Below are 26,687 nucleotides of genomic sequence, written 5' to 3'. Positions count from 1 at the left end.
AAACGTCCATGACTCTGGACGTCTACAGCGACCTGTTCGACTCAGGTCTCGACGCTGTGGCAGGGGCTCTGGACGTCGCAAGCCAGCGTTCCGCCTTTCCCGCAAACGAGCCACCTATACGAAGACGAGCCACAAATATGTGGCTCGTCTTCGTATAGGTGGCTCGTTTGTGATTTTTGTGGAGCTAAGGGGAATCGAACCCCTGACCTTCTCGATGCGAACGCGATCAACTGGGCGTGGTCGATGTCGAGAGTTGGAATCGTCGCAGCTGGAGGCGTTTTCGGTGTTAGTGATCGATGACCCGCGCTGGAGATTCCGCGGACAAACTGAATCACCCCAGGTTTTGTGTCGGCTCCAATGTGGGGGCTGCTCGATGATAAGTCCAGCGTAGAAGCTGGACTCGTACTCGTTGGATGGAACCATGCCGGTGCTCGAATGCAGCCTGCTGCAGTTGTACCAGTCGACCCACGTCGCGGTGGCGTACTCGACATCGGCGATCGTCTTGTACGGCCGTTGATGGAAGATCGTCGTGCGAATGCACTCGGTTTTGTTCAGCCCGTTCGCAGAATCGACCAACGCGTTGTCGTAGGCATCTCCCCACGACCCGATCGACGCAGAAATATGTTCCAGCGATAGCTTGTGCGCCAGCCGAGTCGACGTGTACTGCGACCCCGCATCCGAATGATGAATCAGCTCACCATCTTGACCGGATGGCCGTCGTGCTCGCGTTGCCACAACGCCATTCGCAACGGGATGGTCACCACAGTGACCTCTTTGCTCGTTGCGGCATGCCAGGCCACGATCTTGCGGGAGAACACGTCTATGATGAACACGACATACACCCAGCCGGCCCACGTTCTGACAAATGTGAAGTCAGTGACCCACACCCGGTTGGGCTCCTCAGCACGGAACTTGCGATTGATCTGATTTCCGGCCGGGATGCTGCCGATGAAATTCGTGGGACACCCTTCGATCGACGAAAGCCATTGAGATGAAACAACTTCATCGCACGATCAACCGCCCCATACGACACGCCCGGTATGGACGTGCGGTCGAGATGGGCACGCATCTTCACGCGCCCGTAAAGCCCCTCCGGGGTGATCCGACGCCGGCCCTGATGTTCGGTACGCCAGGCGACATCACGGACCGCGTCGGCCGTGTGGGCGTCTGCCATAGTGCGCGCAGCTGGCCGTCGCGCACGCCAGGCCCGGTAGGTGCGTGCCGCGATCTGACAACCCTGCCCCGCAAGATCCGGCAGATCGACTCGACTGCAACACCTTCGGCTCGCATCGCGTCAATAAAAGCGATGATCATCGATCGCGGGGTCGAGTTCCCCTGCGAAGAAAGTCGTCGCAGCCTTCAAGACCGCGACGTCTTCGCGCAGTTGCCGGTTCTCGGCCTTGAGCTTTTGATCTCGGCTGATTCCCCGACGTCACCCAGGGACGGGCTCCGGTATGGAGCTGAGCTTGTACCGCCCACCGGCGGACCGTCTCCTTACCGACACGACCTGCTTGGCAATGGCCCCGGCCACGGCAATCAACGACGCGTACTCACCGCCATGGTTCTGCAGCAACCGCAACGCCCGCTCACGGACCTCTCCGGAAGGACCGTGTTGTCTTCGTGATCAGAAATCCGAGACCTCCTCTGCCGCTGCCGATCCCCGAGATTCACTCCGCGATCATGACGCCGATGACCGACATGGCGCTCGATACGCGTGGACGACCGATGATGTACGGCAGAGGCAGGGTACTACAGCGCCAAAGCTTGCGGCGGCCCAGCCAGACTAGCCTTGGCTTGTCTGCCGAGATCGTCGAGAACCTCAACATCTCCCGCTTCCAATCCATCAAGAGCAACACGTGCCAGATCGACCGGCTGGTTGAGTAGTTCTTCTGGCAACGTCACGCCTGCCTGCGCGGCGTAATCGAGCAGGGTCTGGGTGGCGATCAGGCCGGGCACCAGAGCGGTGACCTGCGTGCCTTGTCCTGCCAGCTCGACCCGCACGCCATTGGTCAGGCCCCATGCTGCAGACTTGGCCGCGGCGTAGGCGGTATTGCCGTCGACAGTGTTCCATGCCGCGGCCGACAGGACGTTGAGGATTGCACCTCCACCGTTGCGGGCCAGAATCGGGGCAAACGCGCGGATAACGGCAAGGGTCCCATAGTAATTGGAATCCATCACAGCCCGGATGGCGTCGAGTTCACCGGTCACCAGGTTTCCGCCACCGGTGAAAGCGGCATTGTTGATCAATACATCGACGTCGCCGGCAGACGCTGCGGCAGCATCAACCGACGCCTGATCGGTGATATCCAAACGGAGAACCTCGACGCCGTCAATGTCGACCAATTCTGGCCGTCGTGCTGTCGCGTAGACCTTCGCGCCTCGGCGCACCAGCTCCACGGCCAAGGCGTGGCCGAGGCCTCGGTTGGTGCCAGTAACAAGGGCTGTCGCGCTTGATAGTTCCATTTGTCCTCCTGGAGATTGGTTCAAGGCCCATAAAGTGACCCATCGGTCCGTTACCTGAACGACGCTACACGAATCGGACCGCATGGTCACTTTGCTAGCATGTGGTGATGTCGTCCCCTGACCGCCCCTTGCGCGTAGATGCGGCTCGGAATCGGAAATTGCTGCTGGCTGCCGCCGAAGAGGAGTTCACCGAGCGAGGCCCGTCGGCCTCGGTTGCCCAGATCGCCCGTCGGGCGGGCGTGGGCAAGGGCACCGTCTTTCGGCATTTCGCCAGCAAAGACGATCTCATGGTTGCGATCGTGGCCGGCCATCTCGATATCCTCATTGCGCACGCCCAACAGTTGACAGGCGCCGACGACTCGGCGGCTGCGCTATTCGAGTTCCTGACCGTGGCGGCCGACGAACGGCAACAACATGACGTCGATTTCCTATGGGCTGTGAGCGACAACGACATCCGGGTGAAACAGCTACGAAACCGCCTACACCTGGCCATCGAAGCCCTCGTCGACCGTGCCCGCCAGGCCGGCACCATCCGCCCTGATGTTACTGGCGCAGACATTTTTCTACTGATGTGCGCACCAATACATGTCGCGAGCAATCTCGCCCACCCCGATCCCGAGCTGTGGAAGCGATACCTCGCTCTCATCTTCGATGGTCTTCGCCCGGAAGGCGCCCACCCGCTGCCGCAACCCGCACCGACCCTGACCTGACGCGGACACCGCGAACGGTCCGCCCCAGGCGCGAGATTCTGCCCTTCGTGCCGGCGATGGCGATCGTCAGCTGCCTCAGTCCCTTCTCGCTGCCTGATCGGCGACCAAATCGGCACCACGGGAACAGCTCGACACCGCAATCCTCAGACAAAAATTGCGACCACGCGCAGTCGGGACTGTCAGGAAAAGGCTGGATCTGACCTTGGCTTGACACGCCGCGCGGTGATTTGCCTGCTTAATTTTGGACCGGAGCCGACATCTTCGTATGGATGGAGCGTTTGTGAATTCTGTGGAGCTAAGGGGAATCGAACCCCTGACCTTCTCGATGCGACGCGATCAACTGGACGTTTGCGGGTGTTGACCGGTATCGGCAGCCCTGATCCGCCTCTACACCGGTTACCTCGGCTTGTAACTGGGTACGCAAGCAATGCCCGCCCCGACTTAGGAGGACCACGTGCCTATCCATCTGACCGCTGATGACCTGCGCGAGCTTCTCGACTCTGCCTTCACTGATCCGGCGCTGATCCTTGACGGAGGCCGATTTCGAGTGGTGGGTGCCGAAGACATGATCGATCGGCACCGGGCTTTTGCCGTGCTTACACGGGACGAGCTTCGGGAGCGGCTGCCGCGAGACCGGGAGCATAACGAAAGCGATCTCGAACTGCAGGCCAGTGTGTTGGACTCCACCGTCGCGAATCTCGGCGGGTGATCGGCGAGCGTCGCAGCGCGGTCACCTGATGGGTCCCATCCCAGCGTGACCCCACGGCACAAGGTGCGCTGGCCGACGCCATCTGCGCCTTCGCCAGAGACATCACCCGCTGTCGATTCAGGGCCGATCGCGGCAGGACCCCCTGGCCACTTGACCCGCACAACCCCAGACCAGAGAACAGAAATACACACATGGATAACCGGGACGTTGGAGCCGGCACAGAGAGGTCGGGGGCTGCAATCCCTTCGGACGCACCAGCTATGGTCCGGTAAATTCGAGTACTCGCCAGCCTCGGATTTCACTCAAACGGGAGATGATCCCACGGGCAGACCGTGCCCGCAGGTGGCACTACGAGGTCCACCAGGTACTGCGTGCGACGTTCATCGACGCACCTGCTCGGGTCGGCAGTGGACATGTGGCCGTAACCCTCGTGCGTGAGCAACCTTGCATTGCCCAGGGCCGTTCTGCAGCAACGGCATTCGAGTACCCCGTCTTCGGATCGTTCGTCGCTCCGATCAGGAGCAGGGGGTTCTCGGTCTCGGCGTTCCACGGCCCCTGGTACCGGTCAGTGCTCACTGGCCATCCTGCCGCGCACGGGGCCCAGAACCACCACGACAGGGGCTCTCAATACACCTCGATTGCCTTTACCGAGCGGTTGACCGAGGCCGGCATCGATGCCTCGATCGGGACGACCGGCGATAGCCACGACAATGCCCTTGCCAAGACGATCAACGGCCCCTACAAGACTGAATTGATCAAGCCGCAGGGACCCTGGCGAACCGTCGAGCACGGGGAAATCGCCACATTGGAGTGGGTGGACTAGAAAGTCTCCAGACTTCCCGAGGTGATTCAAAACAGAGCGAAATAACACCGAACGATGAGGGGCATAACGTGATAGGTACCGGACCTTCTGGTCGGACACGAGAAGGTCAACACCGGTTCCGCTGGTGACACCACGCGATGCCAGACCCCAGATCCCGTCGGCCGGCACCACGTCAGGGCGACAGCCGTACAGCTGACCAGCCAAAACCTTCACGATCCGGGACGTTTGCGGTGATCCGCCAGGCCAAGTCTCTAGACGAACCAGACGCCAAACAGAGCCAAAACCCGGGGCTGACGAGAAATCCTGCGGACAAACTGCGGACAAAGCCACAACCGTCCACACCCACACTGCAATACCTTGAACGAACTTCAGCGACAGAGGCCTGGCGATGGAACTGAACCTCTCCCCCCGCGCCACGCGCCAGTTCGCTCACCGCGCATACGATTCGTGACAAAACCCCGAACCATCTCGATCGGGGACCTTTCGACGACATCCGAGATGCGGCGTCATCGACCACAGCAGATCCCCGCCGGATTCACAGCACGCTCTTCATCTGCTTGGCGACAAGGCGCATCGTCATGACCGGTGCCAGCCGCGACAACGCTCCCAACACCTTCGCATCGGCTCCCACCAACAGGCGGGCTTTGCCCTTTTGGATGGCGTCTACGATTTCGCCGGCAGTCTGCTCAGGTGTAGTTGACCGAACCTTTCGGCCGCCTGCGTCGATCATCGTGACACCCGAGTTTCCGCTGATGTCTGTGCTGATATTGCCGGGAAAGACTGCCGTCACCGTGATATTTGTATCGATGAGCTCCTCATACAGGCCCTCACTGAACTGCTTCACTGCCGCCTTCGTTGCGCTGTAGAACGTCTGTCCGGCGAATGCAACGAGAGCTGAGAGGCTCGAGATGTTGATGATGGCGGCTTCAGGACGCTTCCGCAGCTCCGGGAGAAACGCGAGGGTCGTGTGGACAGTTCCCCAAAAATTGACATCAACAATTCGACGGATCTCGTGCCGCTCGAGTTCTGCCGACGGAACAAAACGATGAATGATCCCAGCAACGTTGAGGAGCCCGTCAACCTGACCGTGTTCCGCGATCACCTGCTCAGGTAGGTCGTCGACCACATCGGGATCACTGACATCGGCCACGTGTGTCGACACGCGCGCGCTGTTCGGAATCGACAGTTCGAGGGTCTGGTTCAGTGCGGCCTGATCACGGTCTATCAATGCAACACGAGCCCCGCGCGCAAGTAGTTCGAGCGCGACCTGACGGCCGATACCGTTGCCGGCCCCGGTCACGGCAAACACCTTTCCAGCGACCCTCAACGTCTCTTCCTCTCGCTGTCAGCTGTCATCTTGCCCCGGCATCGCTCTTCGTCAATGTCGAATTGCCGCCCCGTCCGGCCCTATTCCGACACCGGCAAGCCGAACTCAGACTGTCCACCGCCCTCACACTCTGCCGGCGTTCGCACGTTCCACCAATGGCACAGAATCCGTCGTGTCGAGAACAACCTCGAGCCGTTGCATCAGCAGTCCGGTGTCAGTGATGCGTGCTGCGCCGCAGGCCGTTCCGGTCGACAACGACAAGGGTCGACCGTCGACGATCTTGGTAACGAAGATGTAGGACGCGAACTCGACCACGCCACCGGCAACGCCAGTGACATGCACGTTGGAGCCGCAATGCCTCAACGGATACGGACTGTTCAGGCGGTGATCCTCCTGCCATGTCATCACCGCATCAGCACCCGCGATTTCAGCCCGGACAAATTCCTCATATTCTGTTGCGCCACTATCGGTACGGGAGCTGAAAATTGCATCATCACATAGCAATCCACGCAGGATCTGAGGATGCCATTCGTCATAGTGATACCACCAAGCCCCCACGAGTTGGGCGACTTCGATCGCAAGGGTGGTAGCACTGCGTTCTTCGATACCGGAATCCATAGACGCTCCTGGGACAGGTGGGGAACCAAGCTGATGGGCTGTGCCACATGGTGTTGGAGCCTCGACACCGTGACAACCCACGGTGTCCACACAGCGGGAGACAGAGGGCTCGTCGCCCCCACTCCCGGTGAGAGGGAGCGCCGATGGTGCGCAGGAGGGGCGCAATGCATTACTCAACAAACACATAACACAGGAGGCACCGTGGTAGATCCGACCCTCAAGCCAGTGAAGTCCTCGACCGTGGCAACTTGGTCCCATGAGGCGGACGTCGTCATCGCCGGTTTCGGGATAGCCGGAGTCACTGCCGCGATCGAAGCTGCACGTGCCGGCGCCGACGTCTTGGTCTTGGAACGGCTCGGTGGCGGCGGTGGCGCTGCCGCGATGTCCGGGGGCTTCATCTACCTCGGTGGCGGCACGCCGTTGCAGCGCGCGTTGGGTTTCGACGACACAGTCGACAACATGAAGGCTTTCATGAAGAGCGCCTTGGGCCCCGGAGTCGATGAACCGAAGGTCGACGTCTACTGCGAGGAGAGCGTCGAGCACTACAACTGGCTGGTGGACGCGGGCGTTGTTTTCGAGGAGTCATTCTGGGGCGAGCCAGGTTGGGAGCCCCCTCATAGTGAAGGATTGATGTATTCCGGCGGTGAGAACGCTGCACCGTTCAGTGCACTCATCCCACCGGCACCCCGCGGGCATCTTCCCCGAAAAGCAGCCGCGGCTGAGGGGGAACAGACCGGTGGTCACATGCTCATGAAGCCGCTTATCGAATGCGCACTAGCGCTCGGTGTCAGAACGGTATTCGACACTCGTGCGCAATCTCTCGTGATCGATGATGATGGACGCGTAACCGGAGTGGTGGCCCGCCAGTACGGTGCCGACCTCACGATCCGCGCCCGCCGCGGTGTGGTTCTGGCGACCGGGAGTTTTGCCTACAACGATGAGATGCTCAAGGACCATGCACCGCGCATAGCGGGCCGGCCGGCGGCATCGATCGAAAGCCATGACGGACAGGCAATTCGAATGAGTCAGGCGTTGGGCGCTGCCACCGCGCACATGGACGCAACAGAGGTGGCGATCTTCTGTGATCCGCAACTGATGGCACGCGGGATTCTCGTCAACGCACGCGGCCAGCGTTACGTCGCCGAGGACACCTACCCTGGCCGTATTGCGCAAGAAACACTCCTCCGCCAGGGCGGTGATGCATTCCTCGTGATCGACGAGGCCTCATTCGAGGAGGCCACCCAAACGGAATCGACCAGTGCGGTGATGCGGGGTACGCCGACATGGGTATGCGAGACCGTCGAAGAGCTCGAGAAAGAAATGGGGCTACCCAGCGGTGGCCTGACGTCGACAATCGAGTTGTTCAACCGACATGCGGCGACGTCGTCCGATCCGTTCTTCGCCAAGAAGTCCGAGTGGGTCAAACCGCTCGCAACCCCCATCGCGGCGTATGACTTGCGCGGTATGGTGGGCGGGTTCACCCTCGGTGGACTGAAGACGACCGTCGAGTCCGAGGTCCTTCATGTCAGTGGCGAACCCATCCCTGGCCTGTACGCCGCCGGACGTTGCACCTCGGGTGTGTGCGCTGGCGGCTATGCGAGCGGCGCAAGCCTGGGAGACGGCAGCTTTTTCGGTCGGCGCGCCGGCAAGTCCGCTGCGACACAGACAATCTGATCGAGACCGCCTCGCCCACGAACCACAAGAGGCCATCCCGGAGCTCGTCCGGGATGGCCTCTTCTCATAGGCTCAGTCGCGCACTTCCAAGGGCGCCTCGGCGGGATAGGAAGTCGGGGCCATCTTGTAGAAGTCCGTGAGTTGGGCGATGAACGCGGTATCGGTGGCGGGCTCACTCGGTTCTGATACCGCGGCACCCTTTGCCCGCATGTCTGCGATCAACATTCCGAATGCCGTCTCCATCGTCAAGTCGTCGGTGTGGTCCTGGTAGCGCTTGACGTCGGCCAGGTCATCGAAGAGCAACGCGGTGTAATGCACCAGCATCCTCATGTCGGCATTCGCCAAGCGGCTGATCTCGGTGTCGCCCGTGCGAATCGCCCATTCATCGTCACCGACACTGTGCAGTGTGGAAGACAGGTCAAGTCCGGGCAGGTCGCGCCGATCTCGTGGTCCGTTCGATTCACGACGGTGGTACATACGCGAATTATCAGTGAGTATCGCCGTATTCCAGAACGGTGCAGCGAGCCGTTCCGGCGAGCGGTCGGGCCCCTTGGGCCAGTAGGTGAATCCGCCATCGATGTCGGAGTCGTAGAAGTATGTGATCACCTGCGCGGTTTTGACCTCCCAGGCATCGAACAGACCGGACTTGAACATCACCGCCAGCAACCACAGTGGCGCATTGTGCAATCCGATCCCGCGGAAGCTTCCGGTGTCGAAGTGACCGGCATCGAAGCTTTTGGACGGACCACACATGTTGAAGAGCAGATCGTGGGCCATACCGTATTTCGCACCGTGCAGTTGCTTCGCCGTATCGAGCAGTTTCCGGCCGAAGTAGATCTCGTTGAGTTCAGGGTAGAGAACCACACCGTCGTTGCCGAGGAAACCCCGGAATACCGGCGCCACGAAATCGGAAAGCTGGGCGTCGGCCCGGCGATTGTTGCCGCCCGACACCGCGAGGTACTCCTCGGTGGATGCAAAGTGATGGGCCAGGACCAACCGCCACGGGGCGTTATCGCGGATGACCGACATGATCGTCGCGGTCTCATCAGGTGTGTAGAAATCCTGGATCACAGACGGTGGCGCGACCGGGGTCATCGGATGCCGTTCGAGCGTGGTTGTCATGGAGTGCTCCTCTTCTATCTCAGACGAAACCCACCGTACGGTGGTCGTGACTCGCATCACGTTAGAGCTTTGCAAAGGCGCTTTCCGGCCGGTATCCCATGCAGTGGGAGGCTTGCGCCACAAGTACTTTGGCCGATAAGACAGACCACTGCCGGGACGGTGAGTTCGAGAATTCGCCGACCCGGCAGCGGAGTGGTGTCGATCCCTCATCCGGAAACTGCAGCAGCATCCTCGCCCAAATAGGCAGCCTCGATCCGGCGCGGATCAGCCCGGAGCGACTCGGCGGTGTCATCGAGCACGATGCTGCCGTGGACCAGCACTGCAGCGCGGTCGGCTGCCCGCAGCGCCAGGTGAACATATTGCTCAACCAACACGACCGCCATATCGCCATCGGTCGCGAATCCCCTTAGCACCGAGAGGATCTCGTCGACAATCACGGGGGCCAAGCCCATACTCAATTCATCGATGAGCAGCACCTTGGGACGTTGGAGAATGGCCCGGCCGATGGCCAGCATCTGTTGCTCACCACCGGACAGCCTGCTGGCATCGACCTTCAACCGCTTCTCCAGGGAGGGGAAGTGCTCGAGGACTTCGCGTACCGCGCCGGCCCGCAGCGACCGCTGGGGCACAGCCAGTCGCAGGTTCTGTTCTGTACTGAGATTGCGGAACAGTGCGCGATCATCCGCAACGAGTACCAATCCGGCACGGACGGCGTCGCGCGGGTTACCTCCCCGTACCGCATGGTCACCGACGACCACCTCACCATCGAACCGCGGCAACAGGCCTGCCAGGGCCATCAGCAACGTGGTCTTCCCGGCACCGTTCGGACCGAGCAGGCAGGTGATCTCTCCGGCCTGCACCGTCAGATCGACTCCGCGGACACACGGCCGTTGCTTGGTGTAGCCGGTGGTGAGCGCACGGCATTCCAGTGCAATCATGACGATGTCTCCTGTGCTGTGAGAACGGGACTCGGCCTCGGACGGTCGCCGCTGACCACATCGGCGACGGCCTCATCCTCGGAGGGAACCCCGAGATATGCGCGGAGCACTTCCGAATCGGCGCGGATCGCGCTCGGCGGCCCGTCAGCGATCACCCGACCGAGGTCCAAGACCACAACCCGATCGCAGATGGTCAGCACCAGGTCCATATCGTGGTCCACCAACAGAATGGATGTCCCCGCGTCGCGTGCGGCTCGCAACTTGTCACCCAGCCAACGGCTTTCGTTGTTGTCCAGGCCGGCTGCTGGTTCGTCGAGCAGCGCCACTACCGGTTCGGCGACGAGAACCCTTGCCACCGAGACCAATTGCCGCTGCCCCTGGGACAGCGATGCGACCTCGGCGGCGCCGAGTTCGGACAGTCCGAGGAGTTGCAGCACTCGTTGGACCCGTTCACCCGCGCCCAACGAGGATTGCGACCGTGTTGCACCCACAGTGACGTTTTCCGCCACTGTCAGGTCGTCGTACAATTCGACATCCTGGAAGCTGCGCCCCAATCCGGCCCTGCTCCGAGCGTGCGGCGGTTTGCCCACCAGATCGACATCGCCCAGACGCATGGATCCCGTCGCCGGCGCAAACCCGGTGATCGCATCGATGAGGGTCGTCTTACCTACACCATTGGGTCCAATCAGTCCGACGATCTCGCCGCGTCGAACCTCGAAGGAGACCTCCGATGCGGCTGTGACCGCTCCGTAGCGCACGGTGACGTCGTCGATCACCAGTAACGGTTCCCCGCCATCGGGCGCGGCTGCGGCCAGACCGGTGGTGCTGATCTCCTGTGCGACAACGTTTTTGGTCTTGCGCTGTTTACCGAGCTTTGGCAGCGGAAGCTTCGGCAGAGTGCTCGCGATCCCGTCCGGATTGAGCATGACGGTGATGATGAGCAAGAGCCCACTGATCACCGCGTAATAGTCTCCGATATTCAGGAATCGATCGACGAACAAGTACAAAAGGCCGCCGGGTGCCATGATCCCCGCAAGTATGCCGCCGGTGATGGACGAAATTCCTGCGACGTACATGACCGCGAACAGGGTAATGCCGACGAAGACCATGAATGGCTCGGGTGTGGCCAACGTCTGTTGATAGCCCATCATCGCACCGGCGAGACCGGCGATGAATGCACCGATCGCGAAGGCAACGAGTTTGGTTCTCGGAACGTTGATTCCGGTGGCGGCAGCTGAACGCTCGTTGGCTCGGACGGCGAGCATATCGATACCCAGACTGCTGCGTCGCAGTCGGGCGACGGCCAAAGCAACGGCGGCGAGCAGGGCGGTGCGGGGCTTTCGGTCGCAGACCCGTGATCAGGTGGGCTGCGGGCGTGTGATGAGCTTCTCAAGCAGACGTGAGGATGTGAGCCCGGTCTCCCATACAATGGGAGCCTCGATCGGGTACAACTCCGGCAACCCCGAGTGGAACCCGTCCGTGGGTAATTCGATTATGTTTGGTCGCAGGACATCAGGCGTACATCATCCGGCGCTGCCCACCCGCCCGGCGACATCCCACGCAAGCCCCCGGCGCCGCGGTTTGAACGACGCCGCCGACGCGGTACCGTGACCCACGTCACACTCTAAGCGAAGTTCAGGAGTTCAAGTGAGCAGAATACGCACCGACGGCGGCCCAGTGTCGGTCGTCGGACGCATCTCTCTGGTGTTAGAAACATTCAACGGCACGGGACCGCTGACCCTGGCTCAGGTAACGGTCCGGACCGGGCTCCCCCGTTCATCCGTGCATCGCCTGCTCGAGCAACTCACCGCGGCCGGCTGGTTGGCCCGTACGCCAGAGCAGACCTATGAGCTCGGGGTCAAGGCATACGAGATGGGTCAGGCCGCACTCAACCAGAACCGCCTCCTGCAGCACGCCAGGCCCTTGATGCACGCCTTCGCCCAACGCACCGGGCTGACAATTCAGCTCTCGGGACCGGCTGGCGGAGAGACGATCTATCTCGCCAAGGTCAACGGCCGATCGTCAGGTGCGACACCTTCGGCGGTCGGGCAACGCGTACCGATTCACCTCACGGCCGCGGGCAAGGCGATGCTCGCGCATGCTCAGGGATCCCAACAAACTGCATTGTGGAGTGCCTTGCGTCTGAACGAGGACGGCACGTTGCTCGGCCGGACCAGCCAGAGCATCACCTCACGCAAACAACTCGACAACGAGCTTGCGCTGATTCGCGATCGTGGCGCCGCCTTCGACCGTGGAGAAGCCTTTCCGGGTATCGGATGCGTAGGCGTTTCCATCGGGCCGCCGGACCACATCTACGGCAACCTGGGCGGGTTGTCTGCATGTGGTCCGGCCATGTCACTCGACTACCGCAAACTGGTTGGGCCACTTCGTACTACCGCACGCGACATCTGGGAATCCTGCGTCGCGGCTGACCTCGCCACACACTGAGCGACGCAGTCGTCAGCCCGGTGTGGCACCTGCCGCTGTTGCTGCGGGAACAGCACCTGCCATCACCGCCGTGGCCCGATACGCCATGACCATGCCCGAGCCGAGCGGTACGCCCGGCGCAGGGTAGGCGGCCCCAGAGATGGCCGCCGACGAGTTCCCTGCGGCGTACAAACCCGCGATGGTGGACCCGTCCTCCCGCACGACCGCACCATCGAGGTCGATCACTGCACCACCCTTGGTACCCAGATCGCCGAGCACCAGGCGGACGGCGTGGAAGCGCGAGCCATCAAGCGGCAGTAGACAAGGACCGGGTGAGGCGGCCCCGACAAAGAACTGCCCGAACGGGTCTTCGCCGCGTCGGAAGTCCTCGTCCCGGCCGTTGCGCGCCTGATTGTTGAAGCGATCGACGGTCCGCACCAACGTCGCTGCGTCAAGACCCAGCTTCGGGGCGAGATCATCGACGGTTGTGGCCGTATGCCAGAGCCCCGCCTCTTCGAATGCCGCTTGCTCCGGCATCGGCATGCAGATGGCAGGTAGCTCGTCACCGAACCGGTTGTCGAAGATGAACCAGAACGCGTCACCAACACCCTGCTCCATTCGACCGCCCATCGCTCGGCCCATCTGGTCGTACGGGAGCATCTCGTTCGCGAATCGCTCGCCGGTGGTGTCGACGACAATTCCTGCCCGCACGCCCAATGTGAAGACGGCGTGTCCGTTCGGGAACAGGGTAGCCGGGCACCACCACGACTGGTCGAGAAGATCGACGGCTGCCCCAACCTCCTGAACCATGCGGAGGGCATCGCCACCACCGGTGGTGGGGTGTGACGAGGTCCAGTCGGCGGTGGGGATCTGTTGATGAGAAGCTCGCATCTCGGCAGAGCGTTCGAAACCCCCCGCTGCGAGGAGCACTCCTGCCCGCGCATGCAGTTTCTCCGCGCCGGCGCCGGTCGCCACCTGCACTCCGACGACTCGCCCGGCATCGTCTTGCACGAGGTGCTGCGCCGCTGTCTCGAGTCGCAATTCAGCCTTGTCCGAATTGTCGAGTGCCTGAACCATGCGGGCGATCCACGCCTGCCCCCCGTCCAGGACCGTGCGGTCGAGATCCGCACCGAACTGATCCTGCGCGACCATCGGCCTCACATCCGCCAACCGAGAACCCAGCTCCTGCGCCGAGATCGGTTTAGCAAAGATGGTGCGTCCATTCGCACTTCGTCCAGGCGCATCGAAGTAGTCGGGAAACGACCTATGCTCCATGGGGATACCGGCCCTCTCAAGGAATTCGACCAGCTCGGACCCGGTCTCCACATAGGCTCGCTGCACCTGGGGTGACGTCCGATCGCCGACCACCGACGTGAAGTAGGTCAGGCCCTTCTCGATCGAATCGTCGACGCCATCACGGGCAAGGATGTGATTTCCCGGCAGCCAGACGCTGCCGCCCGAATACGCCGAGGTTCCACCGAACAGGCTGGTCTTCTCGATCACGCAGGTCGATAGGCCGCGGGCGACCGCCGCCAGCGCCCCCGCCAGGGCCGCGCCACCCGAGCCCACCACCACCACGTCGTATGACTTGTCCCAGTTCATTTCACACTCCATATCGCTGCGGCTTCATCTGATCTGGGCGACCGCAAGGGCCCGGGGACGATAACAACGTGGCACTTCCCGCTCAGCGGCCCTAGGCGACCGGCTGTTGGGTGAACTCCACCAGGTAGCCATCGGGATCGCGAACCATGGCGATGACCATTCCGCCATACTGTTCGAGCATTGTGACGGGAACTTCGACGGTTCCCCCGTGTGCCACCGCCCGCTCTACCTGGGCCGGCGTGTCTGATGTGTTGACGACCACCTTGACGAACATGTTGCCGTGAACGGCTTCCCCGACCACGACACCTTCGCGCGGCGCCATCAACTCCATCCCGGCCGATCCTGCCCGAACGACGATGACCTCGTACTCAGGAGTGCCGAACTCGGACCCTCGTACGAATCCGCACCCGGCAGTGTAGAAGTCCACCGATCTAGCCAGATCCGCGACCCGAATCGCGGTCAGGGACAACATGTTTGTTTCAGATTCTGTAGATGTCATCGGGTCTGTGACCCTCCATTGAAGTCCAGCGTCTGACCTGTCAGACCACCGGCCTCGTCGGAGGCGAGATAGGCACAGAAGGCACCCACCTCGATCGAGTCTCCCAAACGTCCGATCGGGATGGTGGCAAGGATGTTCTCGATCGCGTCCGCGGACATCTTCTCCTCCAGGTTCTTCTGATGGCCGAGTGCCACGATGTTCGCGGTGACCCCAAACTGCCCGGTCTCAGCGGCGAGGTGCCGGATGAACCCTTCGATCCCACTCTTCCCGGTGGCATACATCGATACATTGATGTTCTGCCCGGTGCGCGCGGAGCCCGAAGAGATCTGCACGATACGACCCCATCCCCCGTCGCACATTCCATCGATGACGCTCTTGATGCAGTTCATCGCACCGTAGATGTTGAGATCGATCGAAGGTGCCCACTGCTGCGGCGAGAGCTCCCGAAAAGGACTGTGGTTACGCCCTTCTGCGACGCCGGCGTTGTTCACCAGGATGCTGACGTGGCCACCCAGCTCTTTCTCGGCGGCGCGTACCGACTCGGTGACCGCGTCCAGGTCGGTCACGTCGAACGGGGCGGTGATCGCAGTGTTCCCCTCTGCAATGATCTCCGCCGCCACCTTCTCGGCCCGATCCGCATACAAATCATTGACGATGACCGTGGCTCCTTGGCGCGCAAGTACTTTCGCGATTCCCTCGCCAACACTTTGCCCCGCACCGGACACCAACGCGATCCGACCTTCCAAGCTGAACACATGCACTCCTTGTCACGGCCGCGAGCGGCTCGTCGTCACGAACGAATGTGCTCCAGTTCACTGGAGTGCCGCAGAATTGTCAATCAATATTGGATTCTATTTCGTATCCAATCTGTTAGCGTGGCCGACATGACAACCGAGAAACCCGCGGTGGTCGCGGCTCCGATTCTCACCGCGGTCTCCGCCGGTGTCGCTCACCTCACCCTGAACAATCCACGGCGCAAGAATGCGATCACCCTCGAGATGGCCGCGCTAATAGGCGAATTCTGCGATCAGGTGGAGCGCGACACGGACATAGGTGCGGTGGTCGTGAGCGCGGCCGGAGAATACTTCTGCAGTGGCGCCGACACCCGTGATCTCGCGGCCTCCTCATCGGATCCGGCATCACCGGACGCGGTCGCGCGCACGTCCGCCGTCTACGGCGCATTCGTTCGGGTCGGCAACCTGCCGGTACCGACAATTGCCCGGGTGACAGGAGGCGCCGTCGGAGCCGGCTTGAACCTGGCCATGGCCGCCGACCTGATGGTGATCACTCCTGATGCCGTTCTCGAAAGTGGTTTCCTGGCCCGCAGCATCCACCCTGGAGGCGGTCACCTCGCACTGCTCGGGCGTGCGGTCGGTTGGTCGGAAACCATCGCGATGGCCGCTTGCGGACACTCCCTCACCGGCGAACAGGCCGTGCAACGCGGGCTGGCGCACGCGGCTGTTCCAGACGACGAGATTGACTCCTACATCGGTGAACTGACCGGTCCGGCGGCTGCGGATCCAGAATTGACCCGACGTGTGATGACCAGTGCCCGACTGGAACTCGGCCCACCCGGAGTCAGCTGGTCATCGGCACTCGAGATCGAGCGTGGCGTCCAGATGTGGTCGATGTCCCGCAAGGGTCAGAGCAATTGGTCTTCACGAGGACCGCGGCAGTCATGACCACGACACCAACAACGTCGACGTCCGCCATCACCGATGCGGAGCTCGAAGATCTACGGAGCCACGTCCGGGCATTCCTCCGAGCAGAACTCGACTCTGGAGCGTTCACTCCCACCACGGACAGTTGGATGACCGGCTTCGACGCTGCCTTCAGTAGGCGCTTAGGGCAACACGGCTGGCTCGGCATGACGATCCCGGTCGACCACGGAGGCCACGGTCGCAGTGCGCTCGAACGATTCGTGGTGACCGAGGAGCTGCTGGCCCACGGAGCACCGGTTGCCGCGCATTGGATCGCCGATCGCCAAATGGCTCCGGGAATCCTGACGAACGGCACCGCGTCACAGAAGGAGCGTTACCTACCCGGTATCGCACAGGGTGAAGTCTTCTTCGCCATCGGTATGAGCGAACCCGACGCGGGGTCGGACCTGGCAGCTGTCCGGACCCGGGCGACAAGTCATGCGGACGGTTCATGGTCGATCAGCGGTACCAAGGTCTGGACCACTGGCGCTCATGTGGCGCACGCAATGGTGCTGCTGGCCCGCAGCGACGGAGAAGCACAAGACCGTCACCAGGGGCTTTCTCAGTTCGTCGTCGACCTGCCCCACCCCGACATCGAGGTTCGCCCCCTGCAGAGTATCGACGGCGCTGCACATTTCAATGAGGTGATCTTCCACGACGCCCGGGTCGGCGCCGACTCGCTACTCGGCCGTCGCGGCGGCGGCTGGCAGCAGGTGATGAGTGAACTCGCCTTCGAGCGATCGGGTCCCGAACGGTACCTGTCCACGATGCCATTGCTGCGTTCATGGTCGGACCTCCTGCGCCGCGACGGCGCGACCGCCGAACAACGGGTGACGCTGGGTTCACTCACCGCGCACGCATGGGCGCTTCGTCGCATGTCCCTCGCGGTCGCAGCCGAGCTGGCTGCCGGCCGGAAGCCCGACGTCCTGGCCGCAATGGTCAAGGACCTCGGTTCCACCTTCGAAGGCGACCTTGTCGAGGCGATCCGATCATCCGGCGCGCCGACAGCCATGCGGGAAAGCGGTGATCCGTTCGCCCGCCTTCTGGCCACCAGCGTCCTGCACACGCCGGCCTTCACGTTGCGGGGAGGCACCAACGAGATCCTGCGGGGCATCGTCGCCCGCGGACTGGGAGTCCGATGACTGAGTTGACTGCTGAGTTGTCGGCTGCGGCAACGGAGATGGTAGAACGCGTCGGCATCGACACCCGTTCACCCGGGTCGGTGGACACCGAGCTCTGGACAGCACTGACCAATGCGGGTTTCACGGCCATCGGCATCTCTGAAGAGTTCGGCGGCAGCGGTGGCGACCTGGCCGATGCCCTCGCGGTGCTATCGGCTATCACCGGAAAAGGTGCTCTGACACCGTATTTGGAGCACACAATCCTCGCCTCGTGGCTGGCCGCAGCCGCCGGTCACCCGCTCGCGGCCAGTACCGCGACCGTGGCAGCGGCCGACAAGCGTTGCCGTGTCCGCAACGTCGACGCGGGAGTGGTGCTCGACGGTGTCGTCTCCGACGTCGTGCACATCGCTGTCGCCGACACCCTTGTCCTGCTACTCGCTGCAGAGGCTGCGGGTGATCGACCTGCTGTGGCCGTCATCGATCTGTCGGCTGACGGTCTGACCATGGCACCCGGGACCGACCTGATCGGGGCTTCGGTAGGGGTTGTCACCTTCGACTCGACCCCAGCTCTCTTTCACGGGCCGTCACAGGTTGACCGTACGGAGTTCGATCAGCGGGCAGCGCTCGCCTATGCCGTCGCACTGGCCGCCGTGACGCGTTCGGTTCGTGACGCGACCTGCCGTTACGCAACCGAACGCACGCAGTTCGGGCGGCCCCTGGCCAAGTTCCAAGCGATTCAGCAGCGATTGGCGGGGCTGGCGGCCCTCACGGCATTCGTCGACACCGCGACCTCATCCGCAATCGAGGTGAACGGATCAGACGGCGCCTCGTTCGCGATCGCTGCCGCAAAGGCAGTCGCGTCTTCATCTGCGCGGGAGGTGGCGGCAGCCGGTCATCAGATTCATGGTGCGATCGGATTCACCTCCGAGCATCGGTTGGGCCGCTTCACCACATCCCTGTGGACATGGCGCGATCGCCATGGCTCCGAACGTCACTGGGCCGAACTCATCGCCGCGCAGATTCTCGATGACAATGTCGACCCCTGGAATGCAGTGGTCGGGATCCAACAACCGAGGGCCGACGACCGCCCCCGCTCAACAACAGAGGGGAACCGACCATGAAGGCTCCGACGAAAGTACCCAGGGAGTGCGAGAGCGCGGCCGAGCAGCCTGCGGTCTGTGGCAGATCCGCGTGGCGGGGCGCAGATTCGGCCACCGACAAGGGCGTTCTGACCGGCGTCAGGGTCCTCGACCTGAGCCGGGTACTGGCCGGCCCCTACACCGCGCAGACGCTGGCCGACCACGGCGCCGAGGTGATCAAGGTCGAAGCGCCGACCGGTGACGAGACACGCGGATGGGGACCGCCCTTCGTGGATTCGGACACCAGTAGCGCCTACTACGGAAGCCTCAATCGCAGCAAAGAGAACATCTGTATCGACCTGAGCACTGTGGAGGGACGCGAGATTCTCGGCGACCTCCTGGCCGCAGCCGACGTCGTCGTGGAGAACTTCAAAGCAGGCACAATGGCCCGGTGGGGGTTCGACTACGAGACGGTGCTCGCGGCATCGAATCCGCGGCTGATCTACTGCCGCATCACCGGCTTCGGCATTGACGGGCCGATGGGCGGGCTGCCCGGATACGACGCCGTCCTTCAATCGTTCGGAGGGCTCATGAGTGTCAACGGATACGCCGACAGCGGTCCGTTACGAGTCGGGGTGCCTATCGTCGATATCGTCGCCGCGAATCTGGCGGTCAGCGGCATTCTGCTCGCCATGCTGGAGCGTGAGCGCAGCGGGCTCGGTCAGCTGGTCGACATGACCTTGCTCGATTCGGTCATCTCGTTACTGCACCCGCATGCGGCGAACTGGGCGGTGAGTGGGAAAACCCCGCAGCGCACCGGGGACTTTCATCCCACCGTGGTGCCCTACCAGGTGTTCCGCGCCGACGATGGCGACCTATTCGTCAGCGCGGCGAACAACCGCCAGTTTCGGTCGTTGACCGAAGTGCTCGGCATCCCCGAACTGGCAACGGATCCGCGATTCGAAAACAACGGGCAAAGGCATGCCAACCGCGAGGTCCTCGTCGAGTTGCTCGGCGCCCGCATCGCCAGTCACAGCCGCGGCCAACTAGCATCCCGGTTGGAGGCAGCAGGGGTGGCGGCCAGCCCGGTCAACACCGTCGACGAGGCATTACAGTCAGCTCAGGTGGCGCACCGAGGGCTGTTCATCGATACAGACGAGTTCCGCGGCGTCGGTGTGCCGATCTCGCTGGGCAGGTCACCTCATCGTCCACCGCGTCCGGCTCGAACACTGGGCGCCGACACCGACGCCATCCTCACCGCAATGGGATACAGCAAGAACCGTCTGGCAGAACTCCGGGCAGCGGGTATCTTCGGATGACCGCACCCAACCTGTACCCCCGGAGCCGTTCTGTTGTACCAACTGACATCGCCCCATGACCATGGCTGAGCGCAGGGACGTCACTCGAGCCGCCCAGCGTGTCGTGGACGCACTCGAGCGGTTGATCGTCACTGGCGAGTTGTTGCCCGGTCAGCCGATCCGGCAGGAGGAGATGGCCGAACGCCTCGGTGTCAGCCGTCTCCCGATTCGCGAGGCCCTACGCCAACTCAGCGCGGAAGGGCTTGTCCAGCATGTACACAACGTTGGATACACGGTGGCGCGGTTGCAGCAGAACGACTTCGACCAGATATACCTGATGCGTGCAGCGCTCGAACGAGAAGTACTCGCCACCGTCCCGCAGCTCGGTGACGCTACGCTCTCCGAAATCCGCGCCCTGGGCGACGCGGTCGCCGATGCCGCGGACCGTGGCGACGTCCTGGACATGCGATTGCGGAACCAGGCATTTCATTTCGCAATCTTCGAGCTGTCACCGCTGAATCTGGTGACTGCAGAGCTGCGCAGACTGTGGACGATGGCCATGCCGTATCACGCTGCGTACCTTTATGATCCAGTGGTCCGGCAACGAGTTGTCGCAGAGCACGACGCGATGATCGCAGCGCTGGCGGTCCACGACAACGATCGCCTGGTCGAGCTGATGAACGAACATCGTCGCGGCGGCGAGACCAGCACCGGGAGCATGTTGCGGGCAACAAGATCAACTCGCACCAGCGAGGACCGTTCCGAACTCTGGACAGGACTCCAATGAGCGCGCACACCGCCGGCTCGCCGAAGGCCGCCGAGTCCGCTGAGGACATGTGGGACCCCGACGTCGCGGAGATCGTCCGCCGCATGCGCGAGGTCGGGGCACGGCCGCTGCACGTCGGAGGCGTGACCGCTGCCCGCCGAACCCTCGAATCGATCGTCAGACCGCCGGGACCGTCGATGCGCGCAGTTGTCGATGCCACAGTCGAAGGGCCTCACGGTCCGTTGCCGGTCCGCGTCTATCGACCGTGGGAGGCACCGCAGACCGGGGCCCCCGCCCTTGTCTGGTTCCACGGCGGCGGAATGATCATGGGCTCGTTGAACTCGTTCGACCGGCTCGTCCGGGAGATTGCCGATATGACTGCGGCAGTTGTGGTGAGTGTGGATTATCGACTCGCGCCCGAGCACACGTATCCGGTGGCAAATGATGAAGCATTCGCTGCGCTGACGTGGTTGCATGCCACGTCATCACAGTGGGGCGTCGACCCGCGCCGAATCGGGGTCGGAGGCGACAGCGCAGGCGGTGGGCTCGCCGCCGGGACCGCGCTTCGCAGCAGAGATGCTGGAGGGCCTCACGTGTTCCAGCAGATCCTGTTCTATCCGGGTGTCGAGCGGCGCACCGACCGGCCGTCCATGCGCCAGTTCGGGGACAGTCCCTTTCTCAGCGCCGCGGACATCGACTGGATGAAGAACCTTTATCTCGGCGACGATCCGGCCGCGGACGACTGCTATGGGGTTCCGGCGACGGCGACCTCTCTGGCCGGGCTGCCACAGGCGGTCATCGCGGTGGGCCACGCCGACCCGTTGCGCGATGGGGTCGAGGATTACGGTCAGCGCCTGCGCGAGGAGGGGGTGCCTGTCGCCCTGCTGCGGTACCCGGGCGTCGGTCACGGCTTCGCGATGCAGACTGCGGCCGTGGCACGTGCCCGGAACGCGGTGAGCGAGGTCGGCGCGATTGTGGCCGCGCGTTTTCGCCAGTCCCCCGCGCGGGGCGGCGACTAGATACGCGCTGAGGTCAGGAGCTTCTTCAGCGGGATTGCGGTGTTCGCCAACGCTTGTGGTGTCAGTGGATTCCCCTGATTCAAGGCCGAACGCAGCGCGACGAAGTCGGCGGGCGAGTTCACACATTCGGCCCCGGTCAACGCCTCATCGGTGAAATACAACGTGACCAATCGACGCGGCTTCGCCGGGTCGATACGGGTGACCACCGAGGTGTGCCCGACCGCGCTACCGACCATCTGGATCTTCCAGTCACCCTGATCAGACCAGAACCACGGCGCCGGTCGCACGGATGTGGGAGCCGCGAGCAACGTTCTCGCAGCGGCGTTCGCCTGTTCCATCGCGTTGTCGACCGACTCCAGACGCATCCGAGACCCATCGCCGAAGACCTGGAGCGTGCAGTCCCCGATCGCCAGAGTCGAACCGTCGGATGTCCGGCAGTGCTCGTCGACGACGATTCCGTTGTCGCAGGACAGTCCGAGTTGCTCGGCGAGTTCGGTGCGCGGTACGGCCCCGATTCCCACCAGCACGGTGGATGCCTCGAGTTCGGTGCCATCAGACAATCTCACCGAACGGATACCTTCTGCGCCCGTGACGATTTCGGTGGGCTGTGCCCCCAGCATCACTCGGACACCCATGTCATGATGCGCGTGGTACATGAAGTCGGCGGTCCCGGTTCCGACCGCTCTTCCCATCAATCGAGTACCTGCCTCCACGACGGTTGCGTCGGCCCCAAGGCTTCGCAGCGTCGCGGCGACCTCGAGTCCGACGAAGCCACCGCCGATCACCACCGTCGGACCGGCCGAGATGCGCTCGGTCAGACGACGCGCATCGTCGAGCTCTCGTAAGACGACGACATCGGGGTGATCAGCGCCGGGCAGCTCAAGGCGTCTCGCACGCGCACCGGTTGCCAATACGAGCCTGCCGAATTGACGCTCCGTCAAGCTACCGTTCGCGTACTGCATCCGGAGCATCACCCCGCCCGACTGCGTGCGAATTATCCGGCGCACCTGACAGGAGGTGAGCAGTTCAATGTGGTTGTTCGCGTAGTACTCCACATCACGCAGAAGAATGCCCTCCGGGGTCGTATGGCCCTGCAGCCAGGCCTTCGACAGCGGCGGACGCTGATACGGCAGATGAGGCTCCTGCGACACAAGCGTTATCGCACCGGCAAAGCCACCAGCCCGGAGACGGTCGGCAAGCTGAACAGCTGCGTGCGATGCCCCCACCACCACAACATCATTCGGAAAGACCTGCGGGACGGATAGTGTGTCCGACACGCGTTCAGACCTGTTCGTCCGGGATCGTCACGTGAATGTCGGTTCCTTCGACGAGTTCGAGCTGACATGACAGACGCGAGGTGTCCTCACGATCAGCCGCGGTGCACTCGAGCATGTCGTCCTCGTCTTCACTCGGCTCGCCGAAATATTGCTGATCGTCAGCAGCGAGATATACGTGGCAGGTCGCACACGACAGCGTTCCGCCGCACTGACCGACGATGCCACGCACACCATTTCGGACAGCGGTCGACATCACCGAGTCACCCACCACGCCGTCGATGACCCGCTCCGAGCCGTCGGGCTCGACGTAAAATACTTTGGGCATCAGGTCTCCTACCAGGTCACCGGCATGTCGATGATCGGGAGCGTCAGGTTGTCCTGATCGATGACCGCTTCCCCAGCGAGCTTGAGCCCAGGCAACCGCTTGAACAGTTCGGCCAACCCCACCTGCATCTCCATGCGGGCCAGCGGCGCCCCGAGGCAATGGTGCAAACCGTAACTGAGGGTCAGATGTGGGTTGTTGGTGCGCTGAATGTCGAACTTCTCATCATGTTCGAACGCGACACCATCGTGGTTCACTGCGGCCGGATCCACCAGCACAGCTTCGCCTTTCGCGATCACCATGCCGTCGACGTCGACATCCTCGGTGGCCACGAAAGGTACGAGACCACCTCCGCCGGTGACCGTTTCCCCCAGCGCCATCCGCCCGTGACGGAGAACCTCCTCGACAGCTGTCGGTGCAATACCGTCAGGATCCTCCAGGAAGATCTCCAACTGGTCGGTATTACGCAGCAGAGAGAGTACCCCGGCGCAGATGAAGCCGGCCGTGTTGTCGAAGCCCGCGACGATCAGGATCAGCGCGATCGGGAGGATCTCGCCGTCGGTGAGGGTGTCGTCCTTGTCGCGGGCGTTCGCGAGGTCGCTCAAGAGGTCTTCGCGGGGCTCGCGTCGTCGTTCGTCGATCAACGACATCATGTACATGACCAGCTCGGTCATGTTCGCCGTGACCTCCTCTTCGGGCATGTTCGCAGTCGCGAGCGTCGACGAACTCCACTTCTGGAACTTCTCCCGGTCCTCTGAAGGGACTCCGAGCAGGTTGCTGATCATCTGAATGGGGAGCGCCACAGCGTAATCTTCGACCAGATTGGTCGGCGCACCCTTGGCAACCATTTCATCGATCAGCTGATTCGCGAACTCGACCGCCGAATCACGCATCGCCTTCACCCGCTTCGGTGAGATGGCTCGTTGTACGAGCTTGCGCAGCTTGGTGTGGTGCGGCGGATCCTCGAACTGAATCGTACTCTTGAGGAAGTCTGGGAATTCCACGAAGTACGGGATCTGGCGTTCACCGGTTCGGAACGGTTCGCGCACAAATCGTTTGTCGCTCAACATTTGTCGTGCCGCATTGTTGCGGTGTATCACCCAGACGTCCCCGCCGAAGGGCATGGTCATCTTGGTCATCGGCCGATCGGCTGCGATAGCACGGTACCGCTGCGCCGCCTCATTCGGTGTGACCGATCCGAATGGGTACTCAGTCTGTGGGGCTGTGGCTTCAGTTGTGCTCATGGATGACTCCGATTGGGCTAAGAGATGAATCAGGACACCGGCGACTGAGCCGGGGCGATGACTTGGGGCGTGGCCTCGGGACTGATGGCCATGATTTGGTCGATCTTCTCGGCAACCGTCTCCACTGTCAGTCCCGGTTCGTGGATGCCCACCGTATTCAGCAGCGCAAGACGATTGACCGCTCCGCCGGCGACGTTGAAGACTTCGCCAGTCACCTCGCACGACGGGTGGGCCAGGTATGCCGCCACCGGCGCCACATGTTCCGGCAACAGGGCCGTTCGCATGTACTCCATGATTTCGGGCGACAACGTGTCGGCCGACGCTTCGGCCATCCGGGTCCCGGCGCCGGGTGCGATCGCGTTCACCCTGATGCCTGCATCGAATCCCTCGATGGCGAGGTTGCGGGTCAGTCCGAAAACAGCACCCTTGGATCCGCCGTAGTGCGCCATTCCCGGATTCCCGAGCATCGCCTGCGAGATCGTGTTGACGACCCGTCCTGTCCCCGACTCCTCCAGGTATGGCCACGCTGCGCGGCAGACGCGCAACGTCCCGAAGTAGTGGACATCGAGATGGCGCTGGTACTCCGCATCGGGAACGTCCCGGAACGGAGCGGTGCGCACGATTCCGGCGTTGTTGATGACGGCGTCGAGATGCCCGAAGGCGGAGATCGCGGACTGCACGAGTTCGGCGGCACCCTCATCGGTTGCAACGTCACCTGTACACCCCACTGCGCTGCCACCGGCCGCGATGATCTCGGCGACCACATCAGCTGCCGGATCATCCCCATCCGTACCTGAACCGTCGGTGCGGGCACCGAGATCGCCGACGACCACGGAGGCACCGCGCGATGCCAGTAGTAGCGCGTGCGCCCGGCCGATGCCCCGGCCCGCTCCGGTGACGATCACGACTCGCTGTGCAAAGTCCAATGTTTCCATACTGATTTCCTTGACTTTCTGCCGTTGGAGGTTGAATTCAGGGACGGGTGTTGCCGCCGCGATTCCTGACGTCGGCCACCCAGATGGTTCCCTGCGCTTCACGTGCAGACTTCTCGAAGTCGAAGACCTCGACTCCCACAGTCATGTACAGCGTGCTGCGGTCGGGTCCGCCCAGTAGGCAGGCCGACGCAACACCTTCGGCGAGGGGCAACTCGATGGCATCGGTGATGCCGTCCTCGCTAAAACGAACGACGTGACCGCTGCCCGGCATCGCCGCCCACACCCCACCCTCGTCGTCGAGTCCAATTCCATCCGGGAGGAACGGGCAAGAGGCGAACTCTCTTGCGTTACTCAAAGTTCCATCTGGCGCTCGGTCGATCACGGTGATCTTGTTCGCCATCACCTCTGCGGTGTACAGCCTCGTGCCATCTGCGCTCAGCGCAATCCCATTGGCACACATGAGCGGTCCCACACCCGCCGGCGTCGACGTCGAACCATCCGGCTCTACCACGATCAAAGGCGAGGCCACCGGCTCATCGCCCTTGAAAAGGTCGAATCCGAGCTGTGTGATGTAGGCGCGACCGTCAGCGTCTACGACCATGTCGTTGGTCGCCGCAAGAGAGAACTCAGTGATGTCCGCATACACCGAAAGATCGTCAGGCGCTCCACCGCCATGAACCAGCACGAGCTTCTCATGCATAGAATTCACAATGACCCGGCCGTCGGGAAGCCAACCGAAACCACCGAGGACGATGGGTGCATCGGTGTGGGCGGCGCGTCCGTTAGCGTCGATGACCACCGTCGCCCGCCCATCGGCATCGAGCGTCTTGATGGTGCCGGTGTACATATCTGTGAACCAGAAGGTGTTGTCATGCCACCGTGGACATTCGGGCCAGGAATATCCGCTCGAGATGGCACGTGGCTCAAACAAGCGAGCCTTGGCATCTGCGATGGCGGCAGCAACGGTTTCGCCGACAGCATTGGTCATGGTGAAAGGCCTTTCGAAGAAGACAG

23 protein-coding genes and 4 pseudogenes are annotated in these 26,687 nt (G+C 62.5%); 11 read left to right on the top strand and 16 right to left on the bottom strand.

From position 1 onward, the window contains the following. Window positions 1-360 precede the first annotated feature (360 nt). A pseudogene (locus AC51GT_RS18965) lies at window positions 361-1,579 on the bottom strand (IS3 family transposase); the annotation flags it as partial. A 170-nt stretch (window positions 1,580-1,749) separates the two neighbouring features. After that, on the bottom strand, window positions 1,750-2,463 hold the full coding sequence (locus tag AC51GT_RS18960) for an SDR family NAD(P)-dependent oxidoreductase (protein ID WP_496329788.1): 714 nt from the start codon (window positions 2,461-2,463) through the stop codon (window positions 1,750-1,752). Window positions 2,464-2,570: 107 nt separating this feature from the next. On the opposite strand from AC51GT_RS18960, the gene AC51GT_RS18955 reads away from it, so the two are divergent. Next, complete coding sequence (locus AC51GT_RS18955; protein WP_496329787.1) at window positions 2,571-3,173, top strand: TetR/AcrR family transcriptional regulator; 603 nt, start codon at window positions 2,571-2,573, stop codon at window positions 3,171-3,173. 454 nt (window positions 3,174-3,627) lie between these two features. Further along, complete coding sequence (locus AC51GT_RS18950) at window positions 3,628-3,882, top strand: hypothetical protein (protein WP_496329786.1); 255 nt, start codon at window positions 3,628-3,630, stop codon at window positions 3,880-3,882. Between the two features lie 298 nt (window positions 3,883-4,180). Here the strand turns inward: AC51GT_RS18950 and AC51GT_RS18945 are convergent. Beyond that, a pseudogene (locus AC51GT_RS18945) lies at window positions 4,181-4,458 on the bottom strand (alpha/beta hydrolase). A 19-nt stretch (window positions 4,459-4,477) separates the two neighbouring features. Between AC51GT_RS18945 and AC51GT_RS18940 the strand changes: the two are divergent. Further along, window positions 4,478-4,702 (top strand): annotated as a pseudogene (locus AC51GT_RS18940) (IS3 family transposase); the annotation flags it as partial. Window positions 4,703-5,240: 538 nt separating this feature from the next. On the opposite strand, the gene AC51GT_RS18935 reads toward AC51GT_RS18940, so the two are convergent. Together AC51GT_RS18935 and AC51GT_RS18930 are read right to left on the bottom strand one after the other, a co-directional pair. Next, on the bottom strand, window positions 5,241-6,005 hold the full coding sequence (locus tag AC51GT_RS18935) for an SDR family NAD(P)-dependent oxidoreductase (RefSeq protein ID WP_496329785.1): 765 nt from the start codon (window positions 6,003-6,005) through the stop codon (window positions 5,241-5,243). 150 nt (window positions 6,006-6,155) lie between these two features. Continuing rightward, window positions 6,156-6,650, bottom strand: a complete 495-nt coding sequence (locus AC51GT_RS18930; RefSeq protein WP_496329784.1) for a hypothetical protein — start codon at window positions 6,648-6,650, stop codon at window positions 6,156-6,158. 201 nt (window positions 6,651-6,851) lie between these two features. Here AC51GT_RS18930 and AC51GT_RS18925 point away from each other — a divergent pair, with 201 nt between their 5' ends. Continuing rightward, window positions 6,852-8,324 (top strand): FAD-dependent oxidoreductase, encoded by a 1,473-nt coding sequence (locus AC51GT_RS18925; protein WP_496329783.1) that lies wholly within the window; start codon window positions 6,852-6,854, stop codon window positions 8,322-8,324. A gap of 72 nt (window positions 8,325-8,396) precedes the next feature. Here the strand turns inward: AC51GT_RS18925 and AC51GT_RS18920 are convergent, their stop codons facing one another. From AC51GT_RS18920 to AC51GT_RS18910, 3 genes and pseudogenes are all read right to left on the bottom strand, one after another. Next, window positions 8,397-9,446: a hypothetical protein gene (locus AC51GT_RS18920; RefSeq protein WP_496329782.1), complete on the bottom strand. Its 1,050-nt coding sequence runs from the start codon at window positions 9,444-9,446 to the stop codon at window positions 8,397-8,399. Window positions 9,447-9,652: 206 nt separating this feature from the next. Then, entirely contained in the window at window positions 9,653-10,384 is a 732-nt protein-coding gene (locus AC51GT_RS18915; protein WP_496329781.1) for an ABC transporter ATP-binding protein, read from the bottom strand. Continuing rightward, a pseudogene (locus AC51GT_RS18910) lies at window positions 10,381-11,709 on the bottom strand (branched-chain amino acid ABC transporter ATP-binding protein/permease); the annotation flags it as partial. The gene AC51GT_RS18915 and the pseudogene AC51GT_RS18910, both read right to left, overlap by 4 nt. Window positions 11,710-12,031: 322 nt before the next feature. On the opposite strand from AC51GT_RS18910, the gene AC51GT_RS18905 reads away from it, so the two are divergent. Then, the gene (locus AC51GT_RS18905) at window positions 12,032-12,832 is read left to right on the top strand and encodes an IclR family transcriptional regulator (protein ID WP_496329780.1); all 801 of its coding nucleotides are present in this window, start codon (window positions 12,032-12,034) and stop codon (window positions 12,830-12,832) included. A gap of 12 nt (window positions 12,833-12,844) precedes the next feature. On the opposite strand, the gene AC51GT_RS18900 is transcribed toward AC51GT_RS18905, so the two are convergent. The 3 genes from AC51GT_RS18900 to AC51GT_RS18890 form a co-directional block, all read right to left on the bottom strand. After that, window positions 12,845-14,413 (bottom strand): FAD-dependent oxidoreductase, encoded by a 1,569-nt coding sequence (locus tag AC51GT_RS18900; RefSeq protein ID WP_496329779.1) that lies wholly within the window; start codon window positions 14,411-14,413, stop codon window positions 12,845-12,847. A 91-nt stretch (window positions 14,414-14,504) separates the two neighbouring features. After that, window positions 14,505-14,912: a VOC family protein gene (locus AC51GT_RS18895; protein ID WP_496329778.1), complete on the bottom strand. Its 408-nt coding sequence runs from the start codon at window positions 14,910-14,912 to the stop codon at window positions 14,505-14,507. Next, window positions 14,909-15,667, bottom strand: coding sequence for an SDR family NAD(P)-dependent oxidoreductase (locus tag AC51GT_RS18890; RefSeq protein ID WP_496329777.1), 759 nt, complete (start codon window positions 15,665-15,667; stop codon window positions 14,909-14,911). The genes AC51GT_RS18895 and AC51GT_RS18890 overlap by 4 nt, the downstream gene beginning before the upstream one ends. A 129-nt stretch (window positions 15,668-15,796) precedes the next feature. Between AC51GT_RS18890 and AC51GT_RS18885 the strand changes: the two genes are divergently transcribed. The 6 genes from AC51GT_RS18885 to AC51GT_RS18860 are packed head-to-tail and all read left to right on the top strand — an operon-like array spanning window position 15,797 to window position 21,895. Continuing rightward, window positions 15,797-16,594: an enoyl-CoA hydratase-related protein gene (locus tag AC51GT_RS18885; protein ID WP_496329776.1), complete on the top strand. Its 798-nt coding sequence runs from the start codon at window positions 15,797-15,799 to the stop codon at window positions 16,592-16,594. Next, a complete protein-coding gene (locus AC51GT_RS18880; RefSeq protein WP_496329775.1) occupies window positions 16,591-17,754 on the top strand; it encodes an acyl-CoA dehydrogenase family protein in 1,164 nt (387 codons plus the stop codon). Before AC51GT_RS18885 ends, AC51GT_RS18880 begins: the two co-directional genes overlap by 4 nt. Then, entirely contained in the window at window positions 17,751-18,854 is a 1,104-nt protein-coding gene (locus AC51GT_RS18875) for an acyl-CoA dehydrogenase family protein (RefSeq protein WP_496329774.1), read from the top strand. The genes AC51GT_RS18880 and AC51GT_RS18875 overlap by 4 nt, the downstream gene beginning before the upstream one ends. Further along, window positions 18,851-20,131 (top strand): CaiB/BaiF CoA transferase family protein, encoded by a 1,281-nt coding sequence (locus AC51GT_RS18870; RefSeq protein WP_496329773.1) that lies wholly within the window; start codon window positions 18,851-18,853, stop codon window positions 20,129-20,131. Before AC51GT_RS18875 ends, AC51GT_RS18870 begins: the two co-directional genes overlap by 4 nt. Window positions 20,132-20,186: 55 nt before the next feature. Next, window positions 20,187-20,897: a GntR family transcriptional regulator gene (locus tag AC51GT_RS18865; RefSeq protein WP_496329772.1), complete on the top strand. Its 711-nt coding sequence runs from the start codon at window positions 20,187-20,189 to the stop codon at window positions 20,895-20,897. Continuing rightward, window positions 20,894-21,895, top strand: a complete 1,002-nt coding sequence (locus AC51GT_RS18860; protein ID WP_496329771.1) for an alpha/beta hydrolase — start codon at window positions 20,894-20,896, stop codon at window positions 21,893-21,895. The genes AC51GT_RS18865 and AC51GT_RS18860 overlap by 4 nt, the downstream gene beginning before the upstream one ends. Here the strand turns inward: AC51GT_RS18860 and AC51GT_RS18855 are convergent. The 5 genes from AC51GT_RS18855 to AC51GT_RS18835 all read right to left on the bottom strand — a co-directional run bounded on the left by AC51GT_RS18855 (window position 21,892) and on the right by AC51GT_RS18835 (window position 26,661). After that, complete coding sequence (locus tag AC51GT_RS18855) at window positions 21,892-23,121, bottom strand: NAD(P)/FAD-dependent oxidoreductase (protein ID WP_496329813.1); 1,230 nt, start codon at window positions 23,119-23,121, stop codon at window positions 21,892-21,894. The two genes, AC51GT_RS18860 and AC51GT_RS18855, sit on opposite strands and share 4 nt — an antisense overlap. A gap of 55 nt (window positions 23,122-23,176) precedes the next feature. Beyond that, on the bottom strand, window positions 23,177-23,497 hold the full coding sequence (locus tag AC51GT_RS18850) for a 2Fe-2S iron-sulfur cluster-binding protein (RefSeq protein WP_496329770.1): 321 nt from the start codon (window positions 23,495-23,497) through the stop codon (window positions 23,177-23,179). Window positions 23,498-23,505: 8 nt separating this feature from the next. Continuing rightward, window positions 23,506-24,633 carry a cytochrome P450 gene (locus AC51GT_RS18845; protein ID WP_496329769.1) on the bottom strand — a complete coding sequence of 376 codons (1,128 nt, stop codon included), beginning with the start codon at window positions 24,631-24,633 and terminating at the stop codon, window positions 23,506-23,508. 134 nt (window positions 24,634-24,767) lie between these two features. Further along, window positions 24,768-25,673 (bottom strand): SDR family NAD(P)-dependent oxidoreductase, encoded by a 906-nt coding sequence (locus AC51GT_RS18840; protein WP_496329768.1) that lies wholly within the window; start codon window positions 25,671-25,673, stop codon window positions 24,768-24,770. A gap of 37 nt (window positions 25,674-25,710) precedes the next feature. Then, a complete protein-coding gene (locus AC51GT_RS18835; protein ID WP_496329767.1) occupies window positions 25,711-26,661 on the bottom strand; it encodes an SMP-30/gluconolactonase/LRE family protein in 951 nt (316 codons plus the stop codon). Window positions 26,662-26,687 lie beyond the last annotated feature (26 nt).

The organism is Williamsia sp. z34, assembly GCF_059553395.1.
Note: the sequence above shows the minus strand (reverse complement) of the source record. Positions and strands in the feature narration are given on the sequence as shown.

Bases quoted from the DNA above. Each gene is read 5' to 3' on its own strand.
- AC51GT_RS18960 (WP_496329788.1), bottom strand. From the start codon at position 2,463: ATGGAACTATCAAGCGCGACAGCCCTTGTTACTGGCACCAACCGAGGC.
- AC51GT_RS18955 (WP_496329787.1), top strand. From the start codon at position 2,571: ATGTCGTCCCCTGACCGCCCCTTGCGCGTAGATGCGGCTCGGAATCGG.
- AC51GT_RS18930 (WP_496329784.1), bottom strand. From the start codon at position 6,650: ATGGATTCCGGTATCGAAGAACGCAGTGCTACCACCCTTGCGATCGAA.
- AC51GT_RS18920 (WP_496329782.1), bottom strand. From the start codon at position 9,446: ATGACAACCACGCTCGAACGGCATCCGATGACCCCGGTCGCGCCACCG.
- AC51GT_RS18915 (WP_496329781.1), bottom strand. From the start codon at position 10,384: ATGATTGCACTGGAATGCCGTGCGCTCACCACCGGCTACACCAAGCAA.
- AC51GT_RS18900 (WP_496329779.1), bottom strand. From the start codon at position 14,413: ATGAACTGGGACAAGTCATACGACGTGGTGGTGGTGGGCTCGGGTGGC.
- AC51GT_RS18895 (WP_496329778.1), bottom strand. From the start codon at position 14,912: ATGACATCTACAGAATCTGAAACAAACATGTTGTCCCTGACCGCGATT.
- AC51GT_RS18885 (WP_496329776.1), top strand. From the start codon at position 15,797: ATGACAACCGAGAAACCCGCGGTGGTCGCGGCTCCGATTCTCACCGCG.
- AC51GT_RS18880 (WP_496329775.1), top strand. From the start codon at position 16,591: ATGACCACGACACCAACAACGTCGACGTCCGCCATCACCGATGCGGAG.
- AC51GT_RS18875 (WP_496329774.1), top strand. From the start codon at position 17,751: ATGACTGAGTTGACTGCTGAGTTGTCGGCTGCGGCAACGGAGATGGTA.
- AC51GT_RS18870 (WP_496329773.1), top strand. From the start codon at position 18,851: ATGAAGGCTCCGACGAAAGTACCCAGGGAGTGCGAGAGCGCGGCCGAG.
- AC51GT_RS18865 (WP_496329772.1), top strand. From the start codon at position 20,187: ATGACCATGGCTGAGCGCAGGGACGTCACTCGAGCCGCCCAGCGTGTC.
- AC51GT_RS18860 (WP_496329771.1), top strand. From the start codon at position 20,894: ATGAGCGCGCACACCGCCGGCTCGCCGAAGGCCGCCGAGTCCGCTGAG.
- AC51GT_RS18850 (WP_496329770.1), bottom strand. From the start codon at position 23,497: ATGCCCAAAGTATTTTACGTCGAGCCCGACGGCTCGGAGCGGGTCATC.
- AC51GT_RS18845 (WP_496329769.1), bottom strand. From the start codon at position 24,633: ATGACCAAGATGACCATGCCCTTCGGCGGGGACGTCTGGGTGATACAC.
- AC51GT_RS18840 (WP_496329768.1), bottom strand. From the start codon at position 25,673: ATGGAAACATTGGACTTTGCACAGCGAGTCGTGATCGTCACCGGAGCG.
- AC51GT_RS18835 (WP_496329767.1), bottom strand. From the start codon at position 26,661: ATGACCAATGCTGTCGGCGAAACCGTTGCTGCCGCCATCGCAGATGCC.